General features: G+C 45.1%; 17 protein-coding genes. All 17 read left to right on the top strand.

What is annotated here, in order from left to right; translation table 11 throughout:
* Positions 1–140 precede the first annotated feature (140 nt).
* The 17 genes from E4N69_RS07185 to E4N69_RS07105 all read left to right on the top strand — a co-directional run bounded on the left by E4N69_RS07185 (position 141) and on the right by E4N69_RS07105 (position 19,309).
* On the top strand, positions 141–1,625 hold the full coding sequence (locus E4N69_RS07185) for a lipoprotein 17-related variable surface protein (protein ID WP_253823403.1): 1,485 nt from the start codon (positions 141–143) through the stop codon (positions 1,623–1,625).
* Positions 1,626–1,695: 70 nt separating this feature from the next.
* Complete coding sequence (locus tag E4N69_RS07180; protein ID WP_253823402.1) at positions 1,696–4,041, top strand: formylglycine-generating enzyme family protein; 2,346 nt, start codon at positions 1,696–1,698, stop codon at positions 4,039–4,041.
* Positions 4,042–4,503: 462 nt separating this feature from the next.
* Positions 4,504–6,228 carry a proline--tRNA ligase gene (locus E4N69_RS07175; RefSeq protein WP_253713898.1) on the top strand — a complete coding sequence of 575 codons (1,725 nt, stop codon included), beginning with the start codon at positions 4,504–4,506 and terminating at the stop codon, positions 6,226–6,228.
* An 89-nt stretch (positions 6,229–6,317) separates the two neighbouring features.
* On the top strand, positions 6,318–7,055 hold the full coding sequence (locus tag E4N69_RS07170) for a DUF2715 domain-containing protein (protein ID WP_253823401.1): 738 nt from the start codon (positions 6,318–6,320) through the stop codon (positions 7,053–7,055).
* Positions 7,056–7,154: 99 nt separating this feature from the next.
* Entirely contained in the window at positions 7,155–7,739 is a 585-nt protein-coding gene (locus E4N69_RS07165; RefSeq protein WP_253713896.1) for a Maf family protein, read from the top strand.
* Positions 7,740–7,874: 135 nt separating this feature from the next.
* On the top strand, positions 7,875–8,759 hold the full coding sequence (rpsB, locus tag E4N69_RS07160; RefSeq protein ID WP_162663671.1) for a 30S ribosomal protein S2: 885 nt from the start codon (positions 7,875–7,877) through the stop codon (positions 8,757–8,759).
* Between the two features lie 84 nt (positions 8,760–8,843).
* Entirely contained in the window at positions 8,844–9,680 is an 837-nt protein-coding gene (gene tsf, locus E4N69_RS07155) for a translation elongation factor Ts (RefSeq protein WP_253823400.1), read from the top strand.
* An 8-nt stretch (positions 9,681–9,688) separates the two neighbouring features.
* Positions 9,689–10,243 carry a ribosome recycling factor gene (frr, locus tag E4N69_RS07150; protein WP_253713894.1) on the top strand — a complete coding sequence of 185 codons (555 nt, stop codon included), beginning with the start codon at positions 9,689–9,691 and terminating at the stop codon, positions 10,241–10,243.
* The gene (gene uppS, locus E4N69_RS07145) at positions 10,243–10,923 is read left to right on the top strand and encodes a polyprenyl diphosphate synthase (RefSeq protein ID WP_162663668.1); all 681 of its coding nucleotides are present in this window, start codon (positions 10,243–10,245) and stop codon (positions 10,921–10,923) included. The genes frr and uppS overlap by 1 nt, the downstream gene beginning before the upstream one ends.
* Positions 10,920–11,768, top strand: coding sequence for a phosphatidate cytidylyltransferase (locus tag E4N69_RS07140; protein ID WP_253823399.1), 849 nt, complete (start codon positions 10,920–10,922; stop codon positions 11,766–11,768). Before uppS ends, E4N69_RS07140 begins: the two co-directional genes overlap by 4 nt.
* A 76-nt stretch (positions 11,769–11,844) precedes the next feature.
* A complete protein-coding gene (dxr, locus tag E4N69_RS07135; protein WP_253823398.1) occupies positions 11,845–12,969 on the top strand; it encodes a 1-deoxy-D-xylulose-5-phosphate reductoisomerase in 1,125 nt (374 codons plus the stop codon).
* 13 nt (positions 12,970–12,982) lie between these two features.
* Positions 12,983–14,335, top strand: a complete 1,353-nt coding sequence (locus E4N69_RS07130; RefSeq protein WP_253823397.1) for a site-2 protease family protein — start codon at positions 12,983–12,985, stop codon at positions 14,333–14,335.
* A gap of 55 nt (positions 14,336–14,390) precedes the next feature.
* Positions 14,391–15,062 carry a CpXC domain-containing protein gene (locus tag E4N69_RS07125; RefSeq protein ID WP_253713891.1) on the top strand — a complete coding sequence of 224 codons (672 nt, stop codon included), beginning with the start codon at positions 14,391–14,393 and terminating at the stop codon, positions 15,060–15,062.
* The gene (locus E4N69_RS07120) at positions 15,046–17,178 is read left to right on the top strand and encodes a hypothetical protein (protein WP_253823396.1); all 2,133 of its coding nucleotides are present in this window, start codon (positions 15,046–15,048) and stop codon (positions 17,176–17,178) included. Before E4N69_RS07125 ends, E4N69_RS07120 begins: the two co-directional genes overlap by 17 nt.
* A 55-nt stretch (positions 17,179–17,233) precedes the next feature.
* Positions 17,234–17,920 (top strand): TetR/AcrR family transcriptional regulator, encoded by a 687-nt coding sequence (locus tag E4N69_RS07115; RefSeq protein ID WP_253823395.1) that lies wholly within the window; start codon positions 17,234–17,236, stop codon positions 17,918–17,920.
* 54 nt (positions 17,921–17,974) lie between these two features.
* On the top strand, positions 17,975–18,577 hold the full coding sequence (locus E4N69_RS07110) for an MptD family putative ECF transporter S component (RefSeq protein WP_162663662.1): 603 nt from the start codon (positions 17,975–17,977) through the stop codon (positions 18,575–18,577).
* Positions 18,578–19,309, top strand: coding sequence for an energy-coupling factor transporter transmembrane component T (locus E4N69_RS07105; protein ID WP_253823394.1), 732 nt, complete (start codon positions 18,578–18,580; stop codon positions 19,307–19,309).
* Positions 19,310–19,322 lie beyond the last annotated feature (13 nt).

Genomic DNA, 19,322 nt, shown 5'->3' with positions numbered 1-19,322 from the left:
TATTATCAAAAGTTATACAATTGTTGGGGCATTGACGGGGAAACCGGCTAAGGGCATCGTTTGCCTTTTGGCAATTCCTATAGGGTAAAACGAAAGAACCGGGCTTTAAAGGCCGGGAAATATTTTTTAATGAGGTATAAATGAAGAGACTAATACTCTGCATAACAGCGGTGATAGCTATCGGAATGACAAGCTGTAATTCACCGTTAGATCATAAGGGGTCATCGGAAACACCCGGTGTCCCATCTACTCCTCCGCAAAATTTGATTACATTGACGGAATCGGACGTGCTTACGGCGTTCTCTCTCTCAAAGGGACATATCACCGCTTCGGCAGCCGCCAAAAAGATTACAAACGGCACTCCGGCAAGCGGCATTACCTTTACCGAAAGAAAAATGATTGCGTATGATGATGAAGCCGGTACCTTTACGGTTGAAGTAAAGGGGACGAAAGACGGTAAAAACTTTTCCCAAAAGATTTCCGTAACCGGATTTACGCATCCGCTTGCAGGTAAAACGATACAATCGATTGCCGATTGCGAGCTTAATTTGGACGACGCTATAGAACACAATTATTCGCTTGCAAAATATATTGAAGAAGTAAAAAAAGACCCGAGCGGAAAAAAGCTGGTAAAAAAATTATCGTTTATGCTGAGTGATTCCGTAACAACCATAGAACTTGGCGAACACGACAGCTATACACTGGTGGCAGAGGCGCAAGCGGTCGGTACGAAAGTGTGGGTACAGCCGAGCGTTGTGTTCCGAAAACTCACCGAGGGCGGGACAGAAACACTTGTCAAGAATACGGAATTTTCGTTTACCCATTTAAATTCGTCGCTGAAAAAAGACTATTTTGAAGCAAAGGATGTATTCAAGTATATTTTGGATAAAACCGCCGACATTGCTATAAAAGTTGATTCGAAGGAATTTGCTTCGTCCTTTTATGCTTTTGCAAAAAAATCCGGGCAAGCGCCGGTAAATCTTTTTACTGAGGGATTTAAAACAAAAATTCAAAACTACGCTGCTCTGTATCAGAATAAAGATTCAGATGAACACCTTGCACTTGATATTTCGTACGGTGCCTTTCAGCCTAAAAACGGCGGAATCGATGCCGATGACTACACAGGTACGGTTACGATAAAACTTTGTATTGCAACCAATGAACAGATTGTAAATCAAAACGATATTACGGCAATTAAACCGATAGAAAAGTCGGGGTTTGCAAGTATTCCCGATAATGCGGCTCTTGCGAAAAAAAATCATCTTTTCTTTCATCTTATACCGAAAGGTTCATTGACCGATGCATCAAAAACACAGTGGGAACAAAAAAGTTTTTCCAATCATCCTTTGTTTCGTGTAGATGAAAATACGGGAATAAAAGCAATAAACAATCCTTTTATCGCAGCAGATAATCCGTTCAGTCTGAGTGTAAACGGCTCAGACAATAATCTTTCGTCTCATTTGGGCTGTGCAAATTTTAGTGCTTCAAAAACAAGACAGGATAAAGTTATTTTTATTGAAAACATACAGCTGCAAAAAGCGGCTAATTCAAAGTTTATGACGGTTCAGGTAAAGTTAAAAGGTTTAGGCGGTATATTGGAGGTAACCGCCGATCCGGGCTATTGATATATTTGTCCGCTGTCCGCTGTCCGCACAAAGGCGGACTTGCACATTATACAAGACACGAGGAGCGCTTATGAAAAAGATACTATTGACTATAGCAGCGATGATAACGCTTGCGGCATTTTTTGCAGGATGTAAAGGCCCCAATACTCCCTCCAAGGGAGGAGGGGCGTCTTCCCAGCAGCAGGGCGGCAGCTCAACATCTGAGAAAATAACGATAACGGTTGCGGGAGACTCGAATGCCGTTCCTAAAGCCGAGCATACTTTTCCGGTAAATCCGGGCACAAAATGGGACGAGATTAAACTATTGGCAAACGACAAGATAGGTTATACTGACGGGTATGGAAATAAAACATGGAAATTTAACAATGCTTCCGGTGAGGTTATCCCTGACGCTCATCAATTCAATGAAAACACAACTGTTTATGCCGAATCACAACCGATTATAGCTCCGCCTCCCGCACAAGTAACGATAACGGTTGCGGGGGATGAGCACGTTACGCTTAAAGCGGAAAAAACATTTACGGCGGATAAAGGAAAAACCTGGCATCAATTACAAGCATTGGCGGAAGATAAAATAGACCACTACAACGAACATTACGGACTCGACAAATGGAAACTTACCAATGCTGCCGGTGATGATTTAATTGCTGACTATGTTTTTAATGCAAATACAACCGTTTTTGTTGTAACAAAACAGATCACAACGCCGCTGCCGTCTAAGATTACGATAACGGTTGCGGGAGACACAGGGGTTATATTAAAAGCCGCTCCTACATTTGAAGTGGCTCCGGGCAAGCGCTGGGATGAAATCGAAGCGCTTGCAAAAACAAAAATACAAAAATATAAGTCTCATTATGAGCTTAAAAACTGGCGTCTCAGCAATGCTTCAGGGCAGGTTTTGGATGACAGCTATATAACTGCATTTAATGCCAATACTACCGTCTTTATAGAAACAAAACCGGTAGATATACAGCTTACCATTAAAGGAGAGCATGTCGATATCACTTCTCCTGCCGAAATGTATGTACCTAAGGGCACAAAATGGAGCGAAATAAAAACCAGAGTTATGGATAAAGTTAGTCAAAAACCCGGTTTTGTCATACTTGCATGGAAAAAAGGCAGTAAAACCGGCATCGAATTTTACGATAACTTTCAATTTAGAGGCAAAACGACGATATATGTCGAAACAAGACCGACAAATGTTACCATCACGATAAAAGGAGACGGTCATGTGCAGCTCGGTGCGTCTCCTACAATCACAAAGCCATATGGCGTAAAATGGAGAGAAATAAAAGACGAAGCAAAAACGAAGATAACCTGTAACCCAGGCTATGTGTTTGCCACATGGAAAAAAGGCAGCACAACCGGAAAAGAGCTGTTTGACATTGATGATTTTGAAGAAGATACCGACATATATGCGATAACACAACAAGTTCCCGTTCCCAACGGTGTAAAGGTAACGCCTCCTACAGGAGGTATTACCGGACATGCCGTTTCGTATACCTTGCCAACCGCCGATGCTTCATGGAAAGGCGTATTTATCAATGGACGCACAGTCAATTTAAATACCTACACTATAGGTAAATACGAAGTTACTGTGAAAATATGGAATGAAGTGTGCGAATGGGCAAAAAAGAACGGGTATTTGTTTGAATTTGAACCGGATAGTCCCGATACTCCTACGGAAGACAATCAGCCGATGGCAAACATAAGCTGGACTGACTGCATAGCGTGGTGTAATGCCTATACCGAGATGAAATTCGGAAACACGGAACAGTGCGTATACCGCGACGGATCGCCATCGGGGAAGGTCATAAAACAGGCTTTCCACGGTGATAAAGCATATTGTGACTTTGCAAAAAAAGGCTTCCGTTTGCCAACGGAAGCCGAGTGGGAGTACGCTGCACGTTATCAGGGTACTGACAGTACCAATGCCGAAAGCTACGGCGCTGTCTATCTAACCAATGTGAATTCTGCAAGCGGTGCAACAAAGTCTGTCGGCTTTGAGGGTATGACAATGCCGTCCGGTGAAAGTTATGAAACCTTATGTGCAGAAACCGCCCGTGTTGCAGTTTTCAATAAATGGTGGAACGGTACGGAATTTGTATCACAAAGTCCTTCCGTACTTGGTAGAGCAAATGTCGGAGACAAAACTGCCAACAAATTGGGACTTCACGATATGAGCGGTAATGTTGCAGAGTGGTGCTGGGATTTATATACAACCATAAATGCAAGTACAAATGCCTATCCTACCGGTCCTTTTCCGGACTATGAGACACAACGGGTTGTACGCGGCGGCAACTGGTCTGAAAGTACCGGACAAGATGTATACGATTGCATGACCGGCAAGCGAAAATCAAAAGGTTCCAGTGGAGCTGATCCTATCAGAGGTTTCCGCTTAGTCTGGAAAGAGTAGCCGGTAGTCATTTCCCAACGCGGACGGTTTGTTCGTGTGTGCAGGGATTCCGTATGTTTTTATTCGTGCGGAATCCCTGTTAGCCTCTATATGCTCTACTTTACATAAAAAAAGAAATTCTATATGCTTCCACTCTGGTTTAAGACAGTGAGGTATCAGGGCAATCGTATCGGAGATATTTCAAGCGGTTGCATTCCTTATTGTGCGAAATTTTTTTAAAATTTCGCACAGTTTATTTTAGAAGAAGGGTAATCACATCAGGCATATACATAAAAATTGCAGAATAATATAGGCTGGGCGACCATTTGAGCCATCTTCAACTATTGTACATCCGTGTACAACAGTTGAAGGCGAGTTTTGTGTATGCACAAAACATCGCATGGCAGTTCTAGTAGAATGGCCTCCATTATTCTGCGGGGTTGTAAAAGGAGTCTGATGAGATTACCCTGAGTGAGGCATAGTGTGAAAAGATCTCAAACGTTTATTCCCACATTACGGGAAACACCTGCGGAAGCAGTCGTTGTCAGTCATCAATTATTATTACGCGCCGGAATGATCCGTAGATTGGGGAACGGGCTGTTTAATTATCTGCCGCTCGGTTTACGGGTGTTCAGAAAGGTTGAAAATATCGTGCGGGAGGAAATCGACGCTACCGGATGTTTGGAGTGTAAAGCTTCGGTTGTCGCTCCGGGCGAGATTTGGCAAGAGTCCAAGCGCTGGTACACGATGGGAGACGGGCTTTTAAGGATGAAAAACCGCCTCGGCCAAGATCTCGTTGTCAGCCCGACAAATGAAGAATCGTTTACCGCCCTGATGCGGTATGAGCTCGGTTCGTACAAGGATTATCCGCTTTCGGTGTATCATATTAATACAAAATACCGGGATGAAATTCGTCCCCGTTACGGATTAATGCGCGCCCGCGAGTTTACGATGAAGGATGCGTATTCTTTCCATACGAACGCTGACTGTCTTGATAAAACCTACCGTTCATTCGGTGAAGCATACGAAAAGATATTCCGCCGTTTCGGTTTAAGTATTATACGGGTTCGGGCGGATTCCGGTTCTATGGGAGGCAGTGGCTCCGAGGAATTCATGGTTGAGTCCGCAATCGGGGACGACACGCTCATCCTTTGCCCGCAGTGCCGCTATTCTGCAAACGAAGAAAAAGCCGCCTGCGCACCCGATCCCTACACCGAACTTCCCGAAACAGCGGAAAAATGCACGAAGCTGCCGACGCCCGATGCCCGCACAATAGAGGAATTAGTTGCGTTCTTGCACACCTCGCCGAAAGCATTCATTAAAACCCTAATCTATCATGTAAAAGATTCCGAGGTTATCGACTCGGAGTTTGTTGCAGTGTGTATCCGCGGTGATTTGGAAGTAAACGAAGCAAAATTGACAGCAGTACTCAAAGCTGCGGAAGTTGAACTTGCCTCCAATGCGGACGTTGAAGATATTACGGGTACCGTAGTCGGATTTGCCGGCCCTATCGGTTTAATCAAGGCTCCCGTATTGGCTGACGAAAGTGTCATGCTGATGCATGATGCCGTAACCGGTGCACTGGAAAAAGATATGCACTATATTCATGTTGAACCGAAACGGGATTTTGCTCCCACGATGGTGTGCGATGTCCGGATCGTCAAGGCAGGCGACCTCTGCCCTTTGTGCAAAACGCCGTTTTACAGCAAAAAAGGTAATGAGCTTGGACACATCTTCAAACTCGGTACAAAATACACCAAAAGTATGAATATGACTTACCTTGACGAAAGCGGTCAACAGCAGTATCCTTTAATGGGTTGCTACGGTATCGGCATCGACCGTGCTCTGGCATCGATTATCGAAGAGCATCACGACGATAACGGAATTATCTGGCCGATGAGCGTTGCTCCGTATCATGTCGGTATTGTACCGATACAATATGAAGGAACCATGAAGGCCGTTGCTGACCGGCTGCACGATGAACTCACGGCTCGCGGTATTGAAGTATTGCTGGATGACCGTTTGGAACGGCCGGGGGTTAAGTTTAAGGATATGGATCTCATCGGCTTGCCTATCCGGCTTGTCATCAGCGATAAGAAACTGCCTAATATTGAATTTAAGTTCCGTTCGGATGAAGAGTCGATGAATATGCCGCTTGAGGGTGTTATCGATTATGTTGTGCAACGCGTTCAGCGCGAATTAAAGTAGGTATGGGGGTGTCTCTCTGATCTAAACGAATTGGGATGTAAGAGAGTACCGCATTATAGTAATCATGAGACTCTAAGGAGGGTTGCGTTATGAAAAAGAAGATTTTATGTATGTTTATCGGTTTAATGCTTATGGCACCGTTCGTGTTTTCCGAGGGAGTCGGTTTTTCGGCACAAGTGAGTCCTGTCGGATTTATGAATTTTAATGTGTGGACAAAGTATGATAAAGATACTATTGCTCATGCCTCTACAGAGGTACAAAAAATATTCAAAGACTATGATAAGTTCTTTCACGACGGCTATAATATGTATGCCTTAGGAGCTGATCTTAGAATAAGCAGTGCGTATCTTACCCTGAATGTGGGACTTCCCCGTCAAATTACTATCGATGATATAAAAAATTTCGGGGGAACATTAAATAACAATTCGTTTATTTTTAACGGACAGCTTGGTTGTGGGGGAACTTTCTTTAAAGATTCTCCCATCAATTTATTCGTTGGGGGCGGTGTAGGATTTGATATCATCAGAACAACAAGAAATATTCCGGCAACAGCATTAGCTTTGGCTGGCTGGACAGAAGACCGCCTCATTGGTTTATTGGGACTCGGTCTTAATGTCGGGGTAAGCTTTTACTTTCTGCCTCATGTAGGTATTTTTGCGGGCGTTACGGATAATCTTTCGTTCATACAGGTATCTAACCAACAGTATTATACTCATGGTACTGTTTCTGAATACTTACAGAAGGGTGTTAAGGATGCTAAACAGGCGGTATCCGGGCTTTTGGCAAACAATTTTACCGCGCGGTTAGGAATTGCTTTTAAGCTGTAGAGATCTCGAGAGCAATATATTTGCCGCATTGCGTGTGCGCTTAATTCTGATTTCTTGTCCTGCTTGTCTTTTTATCCTTCCTTTCGTATACTGTTATGAATGGAACCGATTATTCTTGCATCGAAGTCACCCCAGCGGCAGGACATCCTTAAGCGTTTAAACATTCCGTTTATCAGTATCCCGTCGGAGGCCGATGAATCTGTCGCCTCCGATCTTCCTCCCGAAAAAGCGGTAGAACAGATTGCATTGCGAAAGGCAGAAGCAGTGCTCCGTTCCCCGCTAAAAATCAATACACCGTGGATTATATCCGCCGATACGCTTATCTTTTCTAATGGTACGCCGATGGGCAAACCTGCCGATATCGATGATGCTCGTAAAATGCTGCAATCGTATTCAAATACGGCGCATAAGGTTATAACGGCGATTTGTTGCTATGACGAAAAATTACAGCACATTTCAACCCGAATCAGCAGTTCTCAAGTGTTTTTTAAGGCATTATCAGAGGCCGAAATCGATTGGTACCTGAGTACCGGGGAATGGCAGGGCGCTGCAGGAGGATACCGTATACAGGGGACTGCTGCTTGTTTTATTACAAAAATAGAAGGTTCATACAGCGGAATCGTAGGCTTGCCTATTTATGAGTTATATGATATTTTGACGGAGCACGGCTACAGCTTTACCTAAGGACAGTGGCCGTGTAAATATCCTAAAATGCAGAAAGAAATTTCTAAAATCTCACTACGTTTTTAGAAACGCCTTGAATGCATTTTTAGAGAAATAGAGAAGGATGGGCTTTAAAAAGCTCGTGAAGGAGTAACCATGGCAGTAGTAACCATGAAAAACCTGCTTGAATCCGGTGTCCACTTCGGACATCAGGTAAAGCGCTGGGATCCGCGAATGAAAAAATACATTTTTGCGGAACGGAACGGTATCCACATTATTGATTTGCAGAAAACCATCACTGCAATCCGTGAGGCGTATGACGCGGTACGGAAGACAACCGCAGCAGGAAAATCGGTCTTATTCGTTGGAACTAAAAAACAAGTACAGCAAACCATTGCAAAAGAAGCTGAACGCTGCGGTATGTTCTATGTTAATAACCGCTGGCTCGGCGGAATGCTGACAAACTTTTCTACCATCAAAAAAAGCCTCGCTCGTCTTAAGAAAATTGAAAAAATGGAAAATGACGGCACCTTTGACAGCCTGACTAAAAAAGAAGTTGCCGTGCTGCAGAAGGAAAAAGCCAAGCTCGAAAAGAACCTCGGCGGTATCAAAGAGATGAAAGAGCTCCCGGGCATCATCTTTATCATTGATACACGAAAAGAAACTATCGCAATTAGCGAAGCCCGCCGTATGGGAATCCCGATTGTCGCAGTAGTCGATACAAACTGTAACCCTGAGGGTATTGATTATCCGATTCCGGGTAACGATGATGCTATCCGTTCGATTTCTTTATTCACTCAGATTATTGCAAATGCCGTTATCGAAGCTGATAACGAAAGCGGCCTCAAGATTATCGAAAATCTTCAAGACGGAGATGAAGGATTCAGTGATTCCAATATCGATCCGTATCAAGATCGTGAAGATGAAGAGATTACCGATTATTCCAACTATACTCCTTCAGAAAAGAACGATCATGAAGAAGATTCGGATGACGGAAGCAGTTCTTTAATTGATGAAGATGAACTATACGGCGACCGCTAAAAAGGATGTATAACCTACCGCTGAAAGATACGCATACTTTCGGCGGTATCTTACTATGCACAAAGATTTAAGGAGAAAACAGTTATGGAAATAAAAGCATCTGACGTAAAGGCACTGCGCGAAAAGACCGGCGCCGGTATGATGGAATGTAAAAAAGCTCTGCAAGAATGCAATGGTGATGCAAAAGAAGCGGAAAAATACTTAAAAGAAAAAGGTCTTGCCGCCGTTGAAAAGCGGGCAAGCCGCGCGACCAGCGAAGGTATCATTGTTGTTAAAACTACCGATTCTAAAGCGGTAATGGTGGAATTAACCTGTGAGACCGACTTTGTCGCAAAAAATGCCGATTTTATCGCAGTCGGTGATAAAATCGCAGAAACTGCTCTTGCAAAAGGTTATACCGATGTTCAGAAAGAATTGAGCGATATGGTGCTTGATCTTGCGACCCGTGTACGCGAAAATATGGGCTTACGGCGCTTAACTGCCGTACAAGCAGACAGCGATGAATACATTGCGCATTATGTCCACTCCGACAAAAAAACCGGTGTTATCGTTGTGTTAAAATCAGATAAGTCTGCCGTGTTTGCCGACAAAGTGTTTCAGGAGTTTGCGTATGACTGCTGTCTCCATGCGGCGGCATTTACCCCGCTCTATGTAAAGAAAGAAGATGTCGATGCTGCCTATATCGACGAGCAGCTTGAGGTATTCCGCGGACAGGTTGCTGAATTGCAGAAGCCCGACAATGTAAAGGAAGGAATTGTAAAAGGTAAGCTGAATAAGCATTTGGCTGAAATTTGCTTCCTTGAGCAGGCCTTTGTTAAGGACGATAAGGTATCCGTAGCGGCAAAGATGAAGGAAGTCGGAAAGCAGCTCGGTGCCAACATCAGCCTTTCAAAGCTTGTGCTGTGGCAGCTTGGCCAATAGAGGGTGATATGAGCGATATTCATAGTGTCTATGAAGAAAAAATGAAGAAGTCGATTGCGACGTTGAAGGATGATTTTAACGGACTCCGGACGGGTCGTGCTTCTGCTTCTTTGTTCGATAAAATACGGGTTGACAGCTACGGGCAGCCGACGCCGCTTAATCAAGTGGCATCCATTTCTATTCCTGAAGCCCGCTTAGTGGTTATTCAGCCATGGGATAAGTCGCTGTTGGGAGAAATCGAAAAAGCCATCCTTAAATCGGAGCTTTCGCTCAATCCTGCAAACGACGGTAAGCTTATTCGTATCGCAATTCCGCCGCTTACCGAAGAGCGCCGGAAGGAGCTCGCTAAACAGGCGAAAAACTTTGCCGAGCAGTGCCGTGTAGCAATCCGTAATATTCGACGAGACGGCATCGATGAGGCAAAGAAGCAGCAGAAGGAAGGTGTGTTAAGTGAGGATGCCTTAAAAGTAGCCGAAGAAAAATTCCAAAAAGCAACGGATGCTCATATCAACGATATCAATAAGCTCCTTGCAGAAAAAGAAAAAGAAATTATGGAAGGTTAATGACAGTGCAGCATATTGCCGTCATTATGGATGGCAACGGGCGATGGGCTCAGCAGCGGGGGTTAGCTCGTACAAAAGGACATCGAGAGGGATTGGAAGCAGCCAAACGGATTGTCAAAACGGTTGCCGATTTACATATACCGTACATCACTCTGTATGTGTTTTCAACGGAAAATTGGAAGCGCACGGAGGAAGAAGTCGGCTTTTTGATGGGGCTCATTCAACAGCATCTCCGTGCAGAGCTCGCCTTTTATGCTGCAAATAATATCAAAGTGAAACATATCGGGAATGCAGCGGCATTGCCTCGTGCAATTCAAATGGATATTGCCGATATAATGAAAAAAACGGAACACTACACGGGGACGACTATGCAGCTTGCCATCAACTACGGTGGTAAAGATGAAATTATCCGTGCAATAAAAAAACTAAGCGGCAGACAACTTGAAACGCTTACGGAAGATGCCTTTGAGCAGTTGCTCGATACGGCTGGTGTTCCACCTGTAGATCTTGTCATCCGTACCGGCGGCGAAAAGCGATTAAGCAATTTTTTGCTATGGCAGACAGCGTATGCCGAATTTTATAGTACGGATATCTTGTGGCCGGATTTTACACCTGCCCATTTGATGGAAGCATTAGACGCTTACGGTAAACGTATACGGCGCTTCGGAAGGATCGTATGAAAAAGATTATTGAACGGATAATAATGTTTGTCATCGGATTGCCTCTTGTAATCAGTTCGGTATATTTTTTACCATACCATCATTTTTTGGTGCTGCATCTCGAAATATTTGCTGCCACGGCTCTTTCGATTATAGAAATTCGCACTATGTTTTCCCGAAAGATTGCCGTATACTCTATGCCGATTGTCTTATTTGCCGGCATGCTTATTCCAGTGGCCGTATATCTTTTTATGCTCGGGCTTTTTTCTCGCGCTGTAATGGCCTTGATCGGTATCGGTGCACTTTATTTTATATTCTTTGTTGAAACCTTTTATTCTTTTTCAAAGCCGTTTGAAAAAAGTATTCAGCGTGTGTGTTCTGCAGCATTTATCATTTTTTATCCGGGTCTTTTGGTTATATTCATTTCTGCAATGACACGCTGGCCGTCTGCTTCGAATATTATTGCAATGTTTTTGCTGATGGTTTTTTCCTGTGATTCGCTTGCGTGGTTGTTCGGCATATTGTTTGGGAAAGGAAACCGCGGCTTTGTACCGGCGAGTCCGAACAAAAGCATCGTAGGTTTTATCGGAGGAGCCGTCGCCGCGACTGCAACCGGTTTTCTCACCTTTAAGCTGTTCCCTGCCGACTTTGGAAAGAGTTTAAGCGGCTCTTTACTAACGGGTTTTTGCACCGGTTTGGCAGCTATCATCGGGGATCTTATCGAATCTATTTTTAAGCGTTCTGCTGAAGTAAAAGATTCCGGAGCGCTTATACTTGGACGTGGTGGAATCCTTGACAGTGCCGATTCTATTTTACTTGCTGCGCCGGTGTTCTATCTTTGCTATCGATTTTTCATTGGAATATAAAAGAGCAGCTTTAAAATTTGGCATCTTAGAAAATTAACCTTCGGTTTTTAGGTGTCTCATTATACAGGGTGAAATAATGCAAAAGATAATCGTACTCGGGGCGAGCGGGACGATCGGACAAAATACTATCGATATTATACGCAAGTTTCCAAGCCGTTTTGAACTTGCCGGTGTTTCCGTACATACAAAGACTGATGTGTTGAATGCCTTACGTGCCGAATTTCATTTTCAAGATTTTGCGGTAACGGATTCCGCCGCTGCCGCAGGGTATGATATAAAACATCATAGTCTTGAACGGTTTTTAACCGAAACCCCTGCCGATATTGTTGTGAACGGTATTGCAGGAGCGGCGGGATTACAGGCCTCCCTCATTGCGGTTCGGACTCATCGAACACTTGCTCTTGCAAATAAAGAAAGCATTGTGATGGCGGGGCATCTTTTGCAACAAGAAGCCGAAAAGTACCATTCACTCATTATACCGGTAGATTCCGAACATTCAGCCATTTACAGCTTAATACGGGCTCACGGACGGGAGGCTATTGAACGCCTGATCATTACTGCTTCCGGCGGCCCGTTCAGGACATGGGCAAAGGAACGGATTCAAGAAGCAACGCTGCAGGACGCGCTTAAACACCCGACGTGGACGATGGGCGCTAAAATTACGATCGATTCCGCCTCCCTTGCCAATAAGGCTTTGGAAGTAATCGAAGCGGTGCATCTTTTCGATATTTCTGCCGACCGTATTACCGTTGCGGTACATCCGTCAAGTGTCGTACATTCGATGGTGCAGCTTACCGGCGGTGAAATCTATGCGCAGCTTTCTCCGCCCGATATGCGCAATCCCATTTTTGCTGCGATGAGCTATCCTGAAGAACCGCCGCCCTATCTTGCGCCGCTCGATTTTACCAAGCCTTTAGATCTGCACTTCGAGCCGCCGCGGACGGAGGATTTTCCGATGTTATCGCTCGGGTTTATCGCCGCCCGTAAAAAGGCAGGGTACCCGATCGCATTCAACGCCGCCAATGAACAGGCCGTCGCAGCATTTTTGCGCAATCAAATCCGGTTTGTGCACTTAGCGGAGATTACCGCACAGGTGATGCAGGAAGATTGGAGCGCTACGCCGAAGGAGATAACGGATGTTATGCGCATCGACGAATCCGCCCGCCGCCGCGCAGACGCCGTCATCAAGCACTTAATGTAAGGACTGTAACAATATGTTAAAATTTTTGATCGGATTGCCGGTACTCGGCATTGTCGTATTTATCCATGAGCTGGGGCACTTTATCGCTGCTAAGCTCTGCGGAGTGTCGGTGGAGAGCTTTTCCATCGGCTGGGGGCCGGTACTGCTGCATAGAAAGTTCGGTGCAACCGACTACCGGCTGTCGGCGATTCCCCTCGGCGGCTACTGCGGCATGAAGGGAGAACACGCGTTTAGAGAGGCGTACGAAAAAAAACTGCCCAGTGTTCCCAAGGAAGAGGGGAGCCTTTTTGCCGCACACCCCTTTAAGCGGATACTGATAGCGTTTGCGGGGCCCTTTGCCAACCTCTTGCTTGCCGCCGCCGCACTTGCCATGATAAGCGGACTCGGCAGGACATACTACACCACCGATAACCGTATCGTACCGGTATACTGCCTCGATTCGAGCGACCAATCGCCTGCGCGGACAGCCGGTCTACAGATAGGCGATCGTATTCTCCAAATCAACGGCGAAAAAACAGCAAACTTCGCCGATATTCAGCAGATTATCGCGCTTCATCCCGAAGAATCGCTTACAATGCTGATTGAACGGGGGGGAGAACAGCTCAGTATGACTATACGCCCTGATTTGAATAAAAAAACGGGCACGGGGCAGGTCGGTATTTACCGTTATGTGCCGCTCGAAGTTGCATCCGTGCGGAAAGATTCCGCTGCCGATTTGGCGGGAATAAAAGCAGGTGACCGGCTTACCGGTATTGACGGCACAGCGCTCGATAACCAGATGGCGTTGATATACTTTTTCCGCGACTATACGCAAAAGACCGCGCTCTTTGAGCTTATCCGCGACGGCGAGCGGATTGAGCTGCCGGTAAACCTTGTCCGCACGGAAAACGGCAGCGTCGATCTCGGTTTGAATTGGGCCTATATCACCGTAACCGAGAAAGGAACCGGTTTTATTGCCAGTTTACGCCAAGGGATAGTGCAAACCGGAGAACTGACGGCCGTTACGCTGAAAAGCCTCGGGCTTTTGTTTAAAGGCGTGAATATGACTGACGCGGTTGCCGGGCCGGTACGAATCAGTTCGATGATCGGTAGTCTCGCGGCGGACGGCTTTAGCGAAAATACACGAGCGGGCTTTGTGAATATTGCTGAAATTGTCGCGGTAATATGCGTGTCTCTCTTTTTAATGAACCTTTTGCCCATTCCTATTCTGGACGGCGGATTGATCTTTACCGCCTTTATCGAATGTATCGTCCGCCGGCAAATACCGCCTCGTGTGTTATATTATCTCCAGTTCGTAGGATTCGCCTTTATCGCCGTGCTTTTTTTCTTTGCATTATGGGCGGATATCCTATATATTATGAAATGAAGGGCAGGAAGTTACCTGCGTTTGAAACAAGCACGGCGTTTTTTTAGGAGGCCTTATGCAAAAAATTACCTGTAAATGCGACTGTTCATTTGATGTGGAATACGAAAAAACAATCGATCTTGATGCCCGCCCAGCAGTAAAGGAAGATATAAAAAGAGGCTCCTTTTTGTCTTTTGTATGCCCGTCCTGCCATTCAAAAGTCAATATCGAACTTGAAACGGAATTTGTGTGGAAATCGAAAAAAACAACGCTATTGTTTGTACCCGAAAAGAAGCGTATGGAATGTCTTGCTTTTTGTGCGGGAGCCGTCAGAATTAATGCGGAAAATAATAAAAAATTAAAGACTGAATTTCTGAAGAAAGGACAAACGCCCGTTATCGGCTACCCTGAACTTGCCGATCGGATTGCCGTCCTTGATTCCGGTTTAGATCCGGAGATTGTTGAAGCGGTAAAATTCTTTTTATTGGATAACGGGAAGAATATCAAGGGTAAGCAAATTCAAATCCTGTTTGAAAAATTTTATGATGATGTAATTGAATTTCATGTGCATGGATTAAGAGAAAAAGAAGTTGCAGTGATGCGTATTCCACTAAATCTTTATCGTTCGATCGAAGCAGATCGTAAAGCAAAAAAGCAAAAAGAGGTATTCCAAGCCTTATGGCTCGGCCCCTACCTTTCCTATAAGAATATTCATGCCGAAGGAGATGATCATGATGCATCAGTTTAAACGATTTTCGTTTTTGCTCTTGTTTATATGCTTCCTTGCAAGTGCAGCAGCTCAGACAACTGGCAATATTGTGACGCCTCCAACTCCAGAAGAATCCGAATCTTCGCTCTCCGAAACCGAACAAACTGCAGCTGACGGACAATCACAGTCCGGTGTATTGGATAACGATGACAATTCGGATACGCATCAGCAATCCCAATCCGATAAAACTACCGATATAGGTACACCATTAGAAAAATCGGATGACACTGCATCTCTTACCGATAAAAACACTCCTGATACGGTAACTCCTAATGCTCTTAAAAAAAACATCTTGGAACGAGCCTATATCTCTCATCGATTTGAGGGAGGCGTAGCAGCTGTTGCCGACTCATCTGTGACGCGTTCTTTTTTTGCTGCCGGAAAAGACGGTTTTATGACTCGGTTTTCATATGGAACGATGAAGCCCGAAACATGGCAGGTATCGACCATGCCGATTAAGCGCATAGCCGCACATCCTAAAAAAGCGTTGATTGCCGTCTATGAAACGGATGGTTTCAGCGTTCATAAAATTTCTCTTTGGGATTGGCAAACAAAAAAACAGCTGTATGCGAAACGTTTTTCCAGTTCCATCCTTTCGCTATCGTGGTCGGCTCAAGGGACGTACCTTTTTATCGGAACCGCATCGACGGAAGGTATTACCATCCTTGACGCAAGCGGAAAGATCAAAAAAGTGTATCCGCGTCCGCCGGGAATCGTGCTACTTGCCGCGACCGGCCCGAGCGAAAAAAGTATCGTAACATACGGAGAAACCGGTCGGCTTGTGTATGCCGATATTGCGAAAAAATCTATTCTCACCCAATACGAGACAGAGGATCGATTGGAAAGTCCTGAACTTATTAAGAATTATACTCAGATTATCGGCTATAAAAACGGGAATGTCGTAGTTGTAAAGGCCGCTTCGGGCGAGGTATTAAAAAGCTATCCCGCGCGTTCGGCGCTGTTTGCAGGGAAGATTACGGACAGCCTACCGGTATGGATTGAAAAAGGCGATACACGGCAAACATGGCATTTGTGTCAAGGCGATAAAAGATCCCCTGCTTTTAGCCTTCCGTATCCGGCAGCAATCACGGCAGCGCGGCATGTTGATTCGACGGTTGTAATCGGAACCGATGACGGTAGACTATATCGTTTGAAGCAAAATAGCGATGCGGCAATTTCGCTGACGGAGTTGAATATCGACACTTCAATGCAGGTGAGCGATATATGCACGAAGGATTCTAAAATTTATATGCTGAGCGGTTCAACGCTCTATGTAGCCGCTTCCCCGGAGGATAAGCCGGAACCCATCATTCAATCCGTTTCAGGCGAACGGTGTACTGTATACGGTAATGGTTTTTTATTTTGGTCGGCAGAAAAAAACGCACCGCTATATTATGCAGAGGAGGGACAAACACCTGCTGTCCTCTACCGCCCACGGGAACGGCTCAATTCGGTTTCCGTTTATAATGATACTATTGCGGCGGTACGGGCATTTAGTGGGCTTGTGTTGTTGGACGGTAAAAGCGGCGCACCGTTATTTACGTATCAAGCCGCCGGATTACAGGATGCCGTACAGGTTGACGACACATTCGTGCTTATCACCAAGAGTACGGGCGGTGTTATTAGCCAGCCGCTCCTGCTGATTGATATCAGAACGAGCGAAACCATCCCGCTTAATATGGAAGGAGACATCGCGTTTTCCGCACAGGCAAATAATAAAGTAAAAAACACCTTTTCCTGCTTTCGGTTAAAAACGGAGAAGGCGGCACAAACCGATTTAATGACGATGAAAATCGATACGGTGTATCCAGCCCGCAGCGCTTTTACCGCAGCGCTTTCGTATGGTGATGAGAACTTACAAGCCTCGCTCTATGATGACGGATACGCAGTGCTTACCAACCTCGGGAAAAATCAGCTGAGTTACTACGATAAAAAGCGGAGATCGATCCGGCAGCTTCCGCGGGATTATGCTTTATCTCGTAAAGCACTGATGACGGATGCATACATTGTCAGCGTGAACTATGACGGCTCCCTTTCGTGGTTTAACCGCCGGACGATGCAGCTGTTGCAGCATACCCCACTGACAGAGGATTGAGGCGGAGGCGATTGTCCTCTTAACAATTTATAAACGACAATCTATAATACTATCAGTGATGAAAGAATCGAGGAAAAAACACGACACTTATACTGAAATCCTTAAAAACGCAAAAAAAGAATTTTTGCAAAAAGGTTTTGAAAAAGCGTCTATGCGTTCCATCGCAGCAATGACGGGAATAACGGCAGGCGCCTTGTACAAACACTTTCCGTCAAAGGCTGCAATATTTGAAGCGCTCGTGCAGCCGCTTATTACACAAACGTTAAATATCGGCACCAATTTTTCCGAAACCGCAATCCATCTATTCACAACTGACGGCAACTCCGTGACAAAAGAAGCAATACGCATATCTATCCAAGATTTGTGCGATCTTGCCTACAGCCGCTTTGATGAATTTAAACTTTTGTTTAACCGCTCTGCGGGAACAAAATACGAAAATATTCGCCATGAATTTGTAATGGCGGATGTTGCTGCATGCAAAAAATTTATCGGCGACTTAAAACTGCGAGGAATCAATATACATCCTCTCACTGACGATCAACTCCATTTGATTTACAGTACCGCCTTAACGCCGTTTTTTGAAATTATTACCCATGAATATTCTTATGAAAAAGCCCTATCCTTTATGGATATATTGACTGATGTGATGTATTTTTGCTGGAACAAAATTATGCAACCGGAAACGCAATCAGGACAATCACACCAGCTGCCTCTTGAAAAAAGTAAGCCTATTGACACATAACTATGTTATATACTACCGTCCTATTAATTTCTAAACGTAAGGAGTTTAAAAACAATGAGTTCAACGACACAATCCGATAAAAAAATGCGGACAAAGGATTTTATCTATGCAGGAGCATTCGGTGCGCTGTATATCGTGCTGATGCTGATTATCGTAATGGGTTCTTCCGCCATTTCTCCCGTGCTGTATTTCATGGCGCCGCTGACGGTTGGGTTGATTTGCGGTACGGTGTATATGCTGTGCGTGCTTAAAGTGCATAAGTTCGGCGCCGCGTTGATATTCGGTGCGTTTTTTACGCTGATCACTTGTACGCAAAGTTTGTATGCAGTGATTTTTTCACTGGCGGCGGCGCTTATAGCCGAGCTGATTTTGTTCTTAGGTAAGTATCAATCCCGCAAGATGTATCTGCTGTCATTTGTTTTTTTCAACCTCAATATGGCGGCACCGACTCTGATGCTGCTTACCGATTACAACAAATTTATGATGCTTTCGGAAAAATACAGCGGTGCCGCTTATGCACAGTCGTTTGCAAAACTGGCATTTAACGGAAAAATATGGTTCGCGATACTGGGCTGCGCTATTGCAGGGGGAATTGGTGGCGCGCTTATCGCAAAAAATTTGGTTAAAAAGCATTTTGAAAAAGCCGGAGCCGTATAAATGGCGTTCGGGCTGTATGGAAGCGGGAGCGGGCTTTTAAAGCTTGACCCGCGGACAAAGCTGCTTTTATTTTGTGCAGGTATCGCTGTCAGTACCTTTTCCTATAATGAATGTGCGTTGTGGATGTACTGCGCAGCGATGTGCGCACTGTTAGCCTTGTGCGGGGAAAAATGGTTTGCACTCAAATGCGGCGCTCTCATTGCCTGTATGGAATATCTGCGCTACCGCATCATCACCTCCGGCACAGGCGCTCCCGCGCTAACCGGAATTCTTGTCGCACTTATTATGATGTGCCGGTACGGTTTTCCCTTGCTCCTCTCTCTTTCATTTTTAATTAAAACAACGCGCATCAGTCAACTCATCGCGGCATTGTCGGCTCTGCACCTTCCGCTCTTTGTTATTATCCCCCTATCCGTAATGCTCAGGTTTATCCCGACAGTGCAGGAAGAATGGGACGGCGTGCGGAAGGCTATGGCATTTAGAGGCATATCCCTTGAACCGGGCGCGGTGATACGGGCGCCTTTTAAAACAATCGAGTACATATTGATACCGCTCCTTTTCAGCTGTATCTCCGTTATGGATGAGCTCGCCTCCGCTTCCCTTGCACGCGGTCTTGATGCGGAACGGAAACGGACATCTTATGAAACGGTAAAGATGCGTTTTCCGGACTACATCATTATACTGCTGTTTGTAGGCATTGCGTTCTATGCTGCTGTAGGAGGGATGAGCTGATGGAAAATGTGGT

It is taken from the genome of Treponema sp. OMZ 906, assembly GCF_024181185.1.
Taxonomy (GTDB): Bacteria; Spirochaetota; Spirochaetia; order Treponematales; family Treponemataceae; genus Treponema.
This window is presented reverse-complemented; position numbering and strand designations above follow the sequence as displayed.

Coding starts and splice junctions, on each gene's coding strand:
- E4N69_RS07140 (WP_253823399.1), top strand. CDS start 10,920: ATGAAAAAGATTATTGAACGGATAATAATGTTTGTCATCGGATTGCCT.
- E4N69_RS07165 (WP_253713896.1), top strand. CDS start 7,155: ATGGAACCGATTATTCTTGCATCGAAGTCACCCCAGCGGCAGGACATC.
- E4N69_RS07170 (WP_253823401.1), top strand. CDS start 6,318: ATGAAAAAGAAGATTTTATGTATGTTTATCGGTTTAATGCTTATGGCA.
- tsf (WP_253823400.1), top strand. CDS start 8,844: ATGGAAATAAAAGCATCTGACGTAAAGGCACTGCGCGAAAAGACCGGC.
- uppS (WP_162663668.1), top strand. CDS start 10,243: ATGACAGTGCAGCATATTGCCGTCATTATGGATGGCAACGGGCGATGG.
- rpsB (WP_162663671.1), top strand. CDS start 7,875: ATGGCAGTAGTAACCATGAAAAACCTGCTTGAATCCGGTGTCCACTTC.
- E4N69_RS07180 (WP_253823402.1), top strand. CDS start 1,696: ATGAAAAAGATACTATTGACTATAGCAGCGATGATAACGCTTGCGGCA.
- E4N69_RS07110 (WP_162663662.1), top strand. CDS start 17,975: ATGAGTTCAACGACACAATCCGATAAAAAAATGCGGACAAAGGATTTT.
- frr (WP_253713894.1), top strand. CDS start 9,689: ATGAGCGATATTCATAGTGTCTATGAAGAAAAAATGAAGAAGTCGATT.
- E4N69_RS07125 (WP_253713891.1), top strand. CDS start 14,391: ATGCAAAAAATTACCTGTAAATGCGACTGTTCATTTGATGTGGAATAC.
- E4N69_RS07105 (WP_253823394.1), top strand. CDS start 18,578: ATGGCGTTCGGGCTGTATGGAAGCGGGAGCGGGCTTTTAAAGCTTGAC.
- E4N69_RS07185 (WP_253823403.1), top strand. CDS start 141: ATGAAGAGACTAATACTCTGCATAACAGCGGTGATAGCTATCGGAATG.
- E4N69_RS07130 (WP_253823397.1), top strand. CDS start 12,983: ATGTTAAAATTTTTGATCGGATTGCCGGTACTCGGCATTGTCGTATTT.
- dxr (WP_253823398.1), top strand. CDS start 11,845: ATGCAAAAGATAATCGTACTCGGGGCGAGCGGGACGATCGGACAAAAT.
- E4N69_RS07120 (WP_253823396.1), top strand. CDS start 15,046: ATGATGCATCAGTTTAAACGATTTTCGTTTTTGCTCTTGTTTATATGC.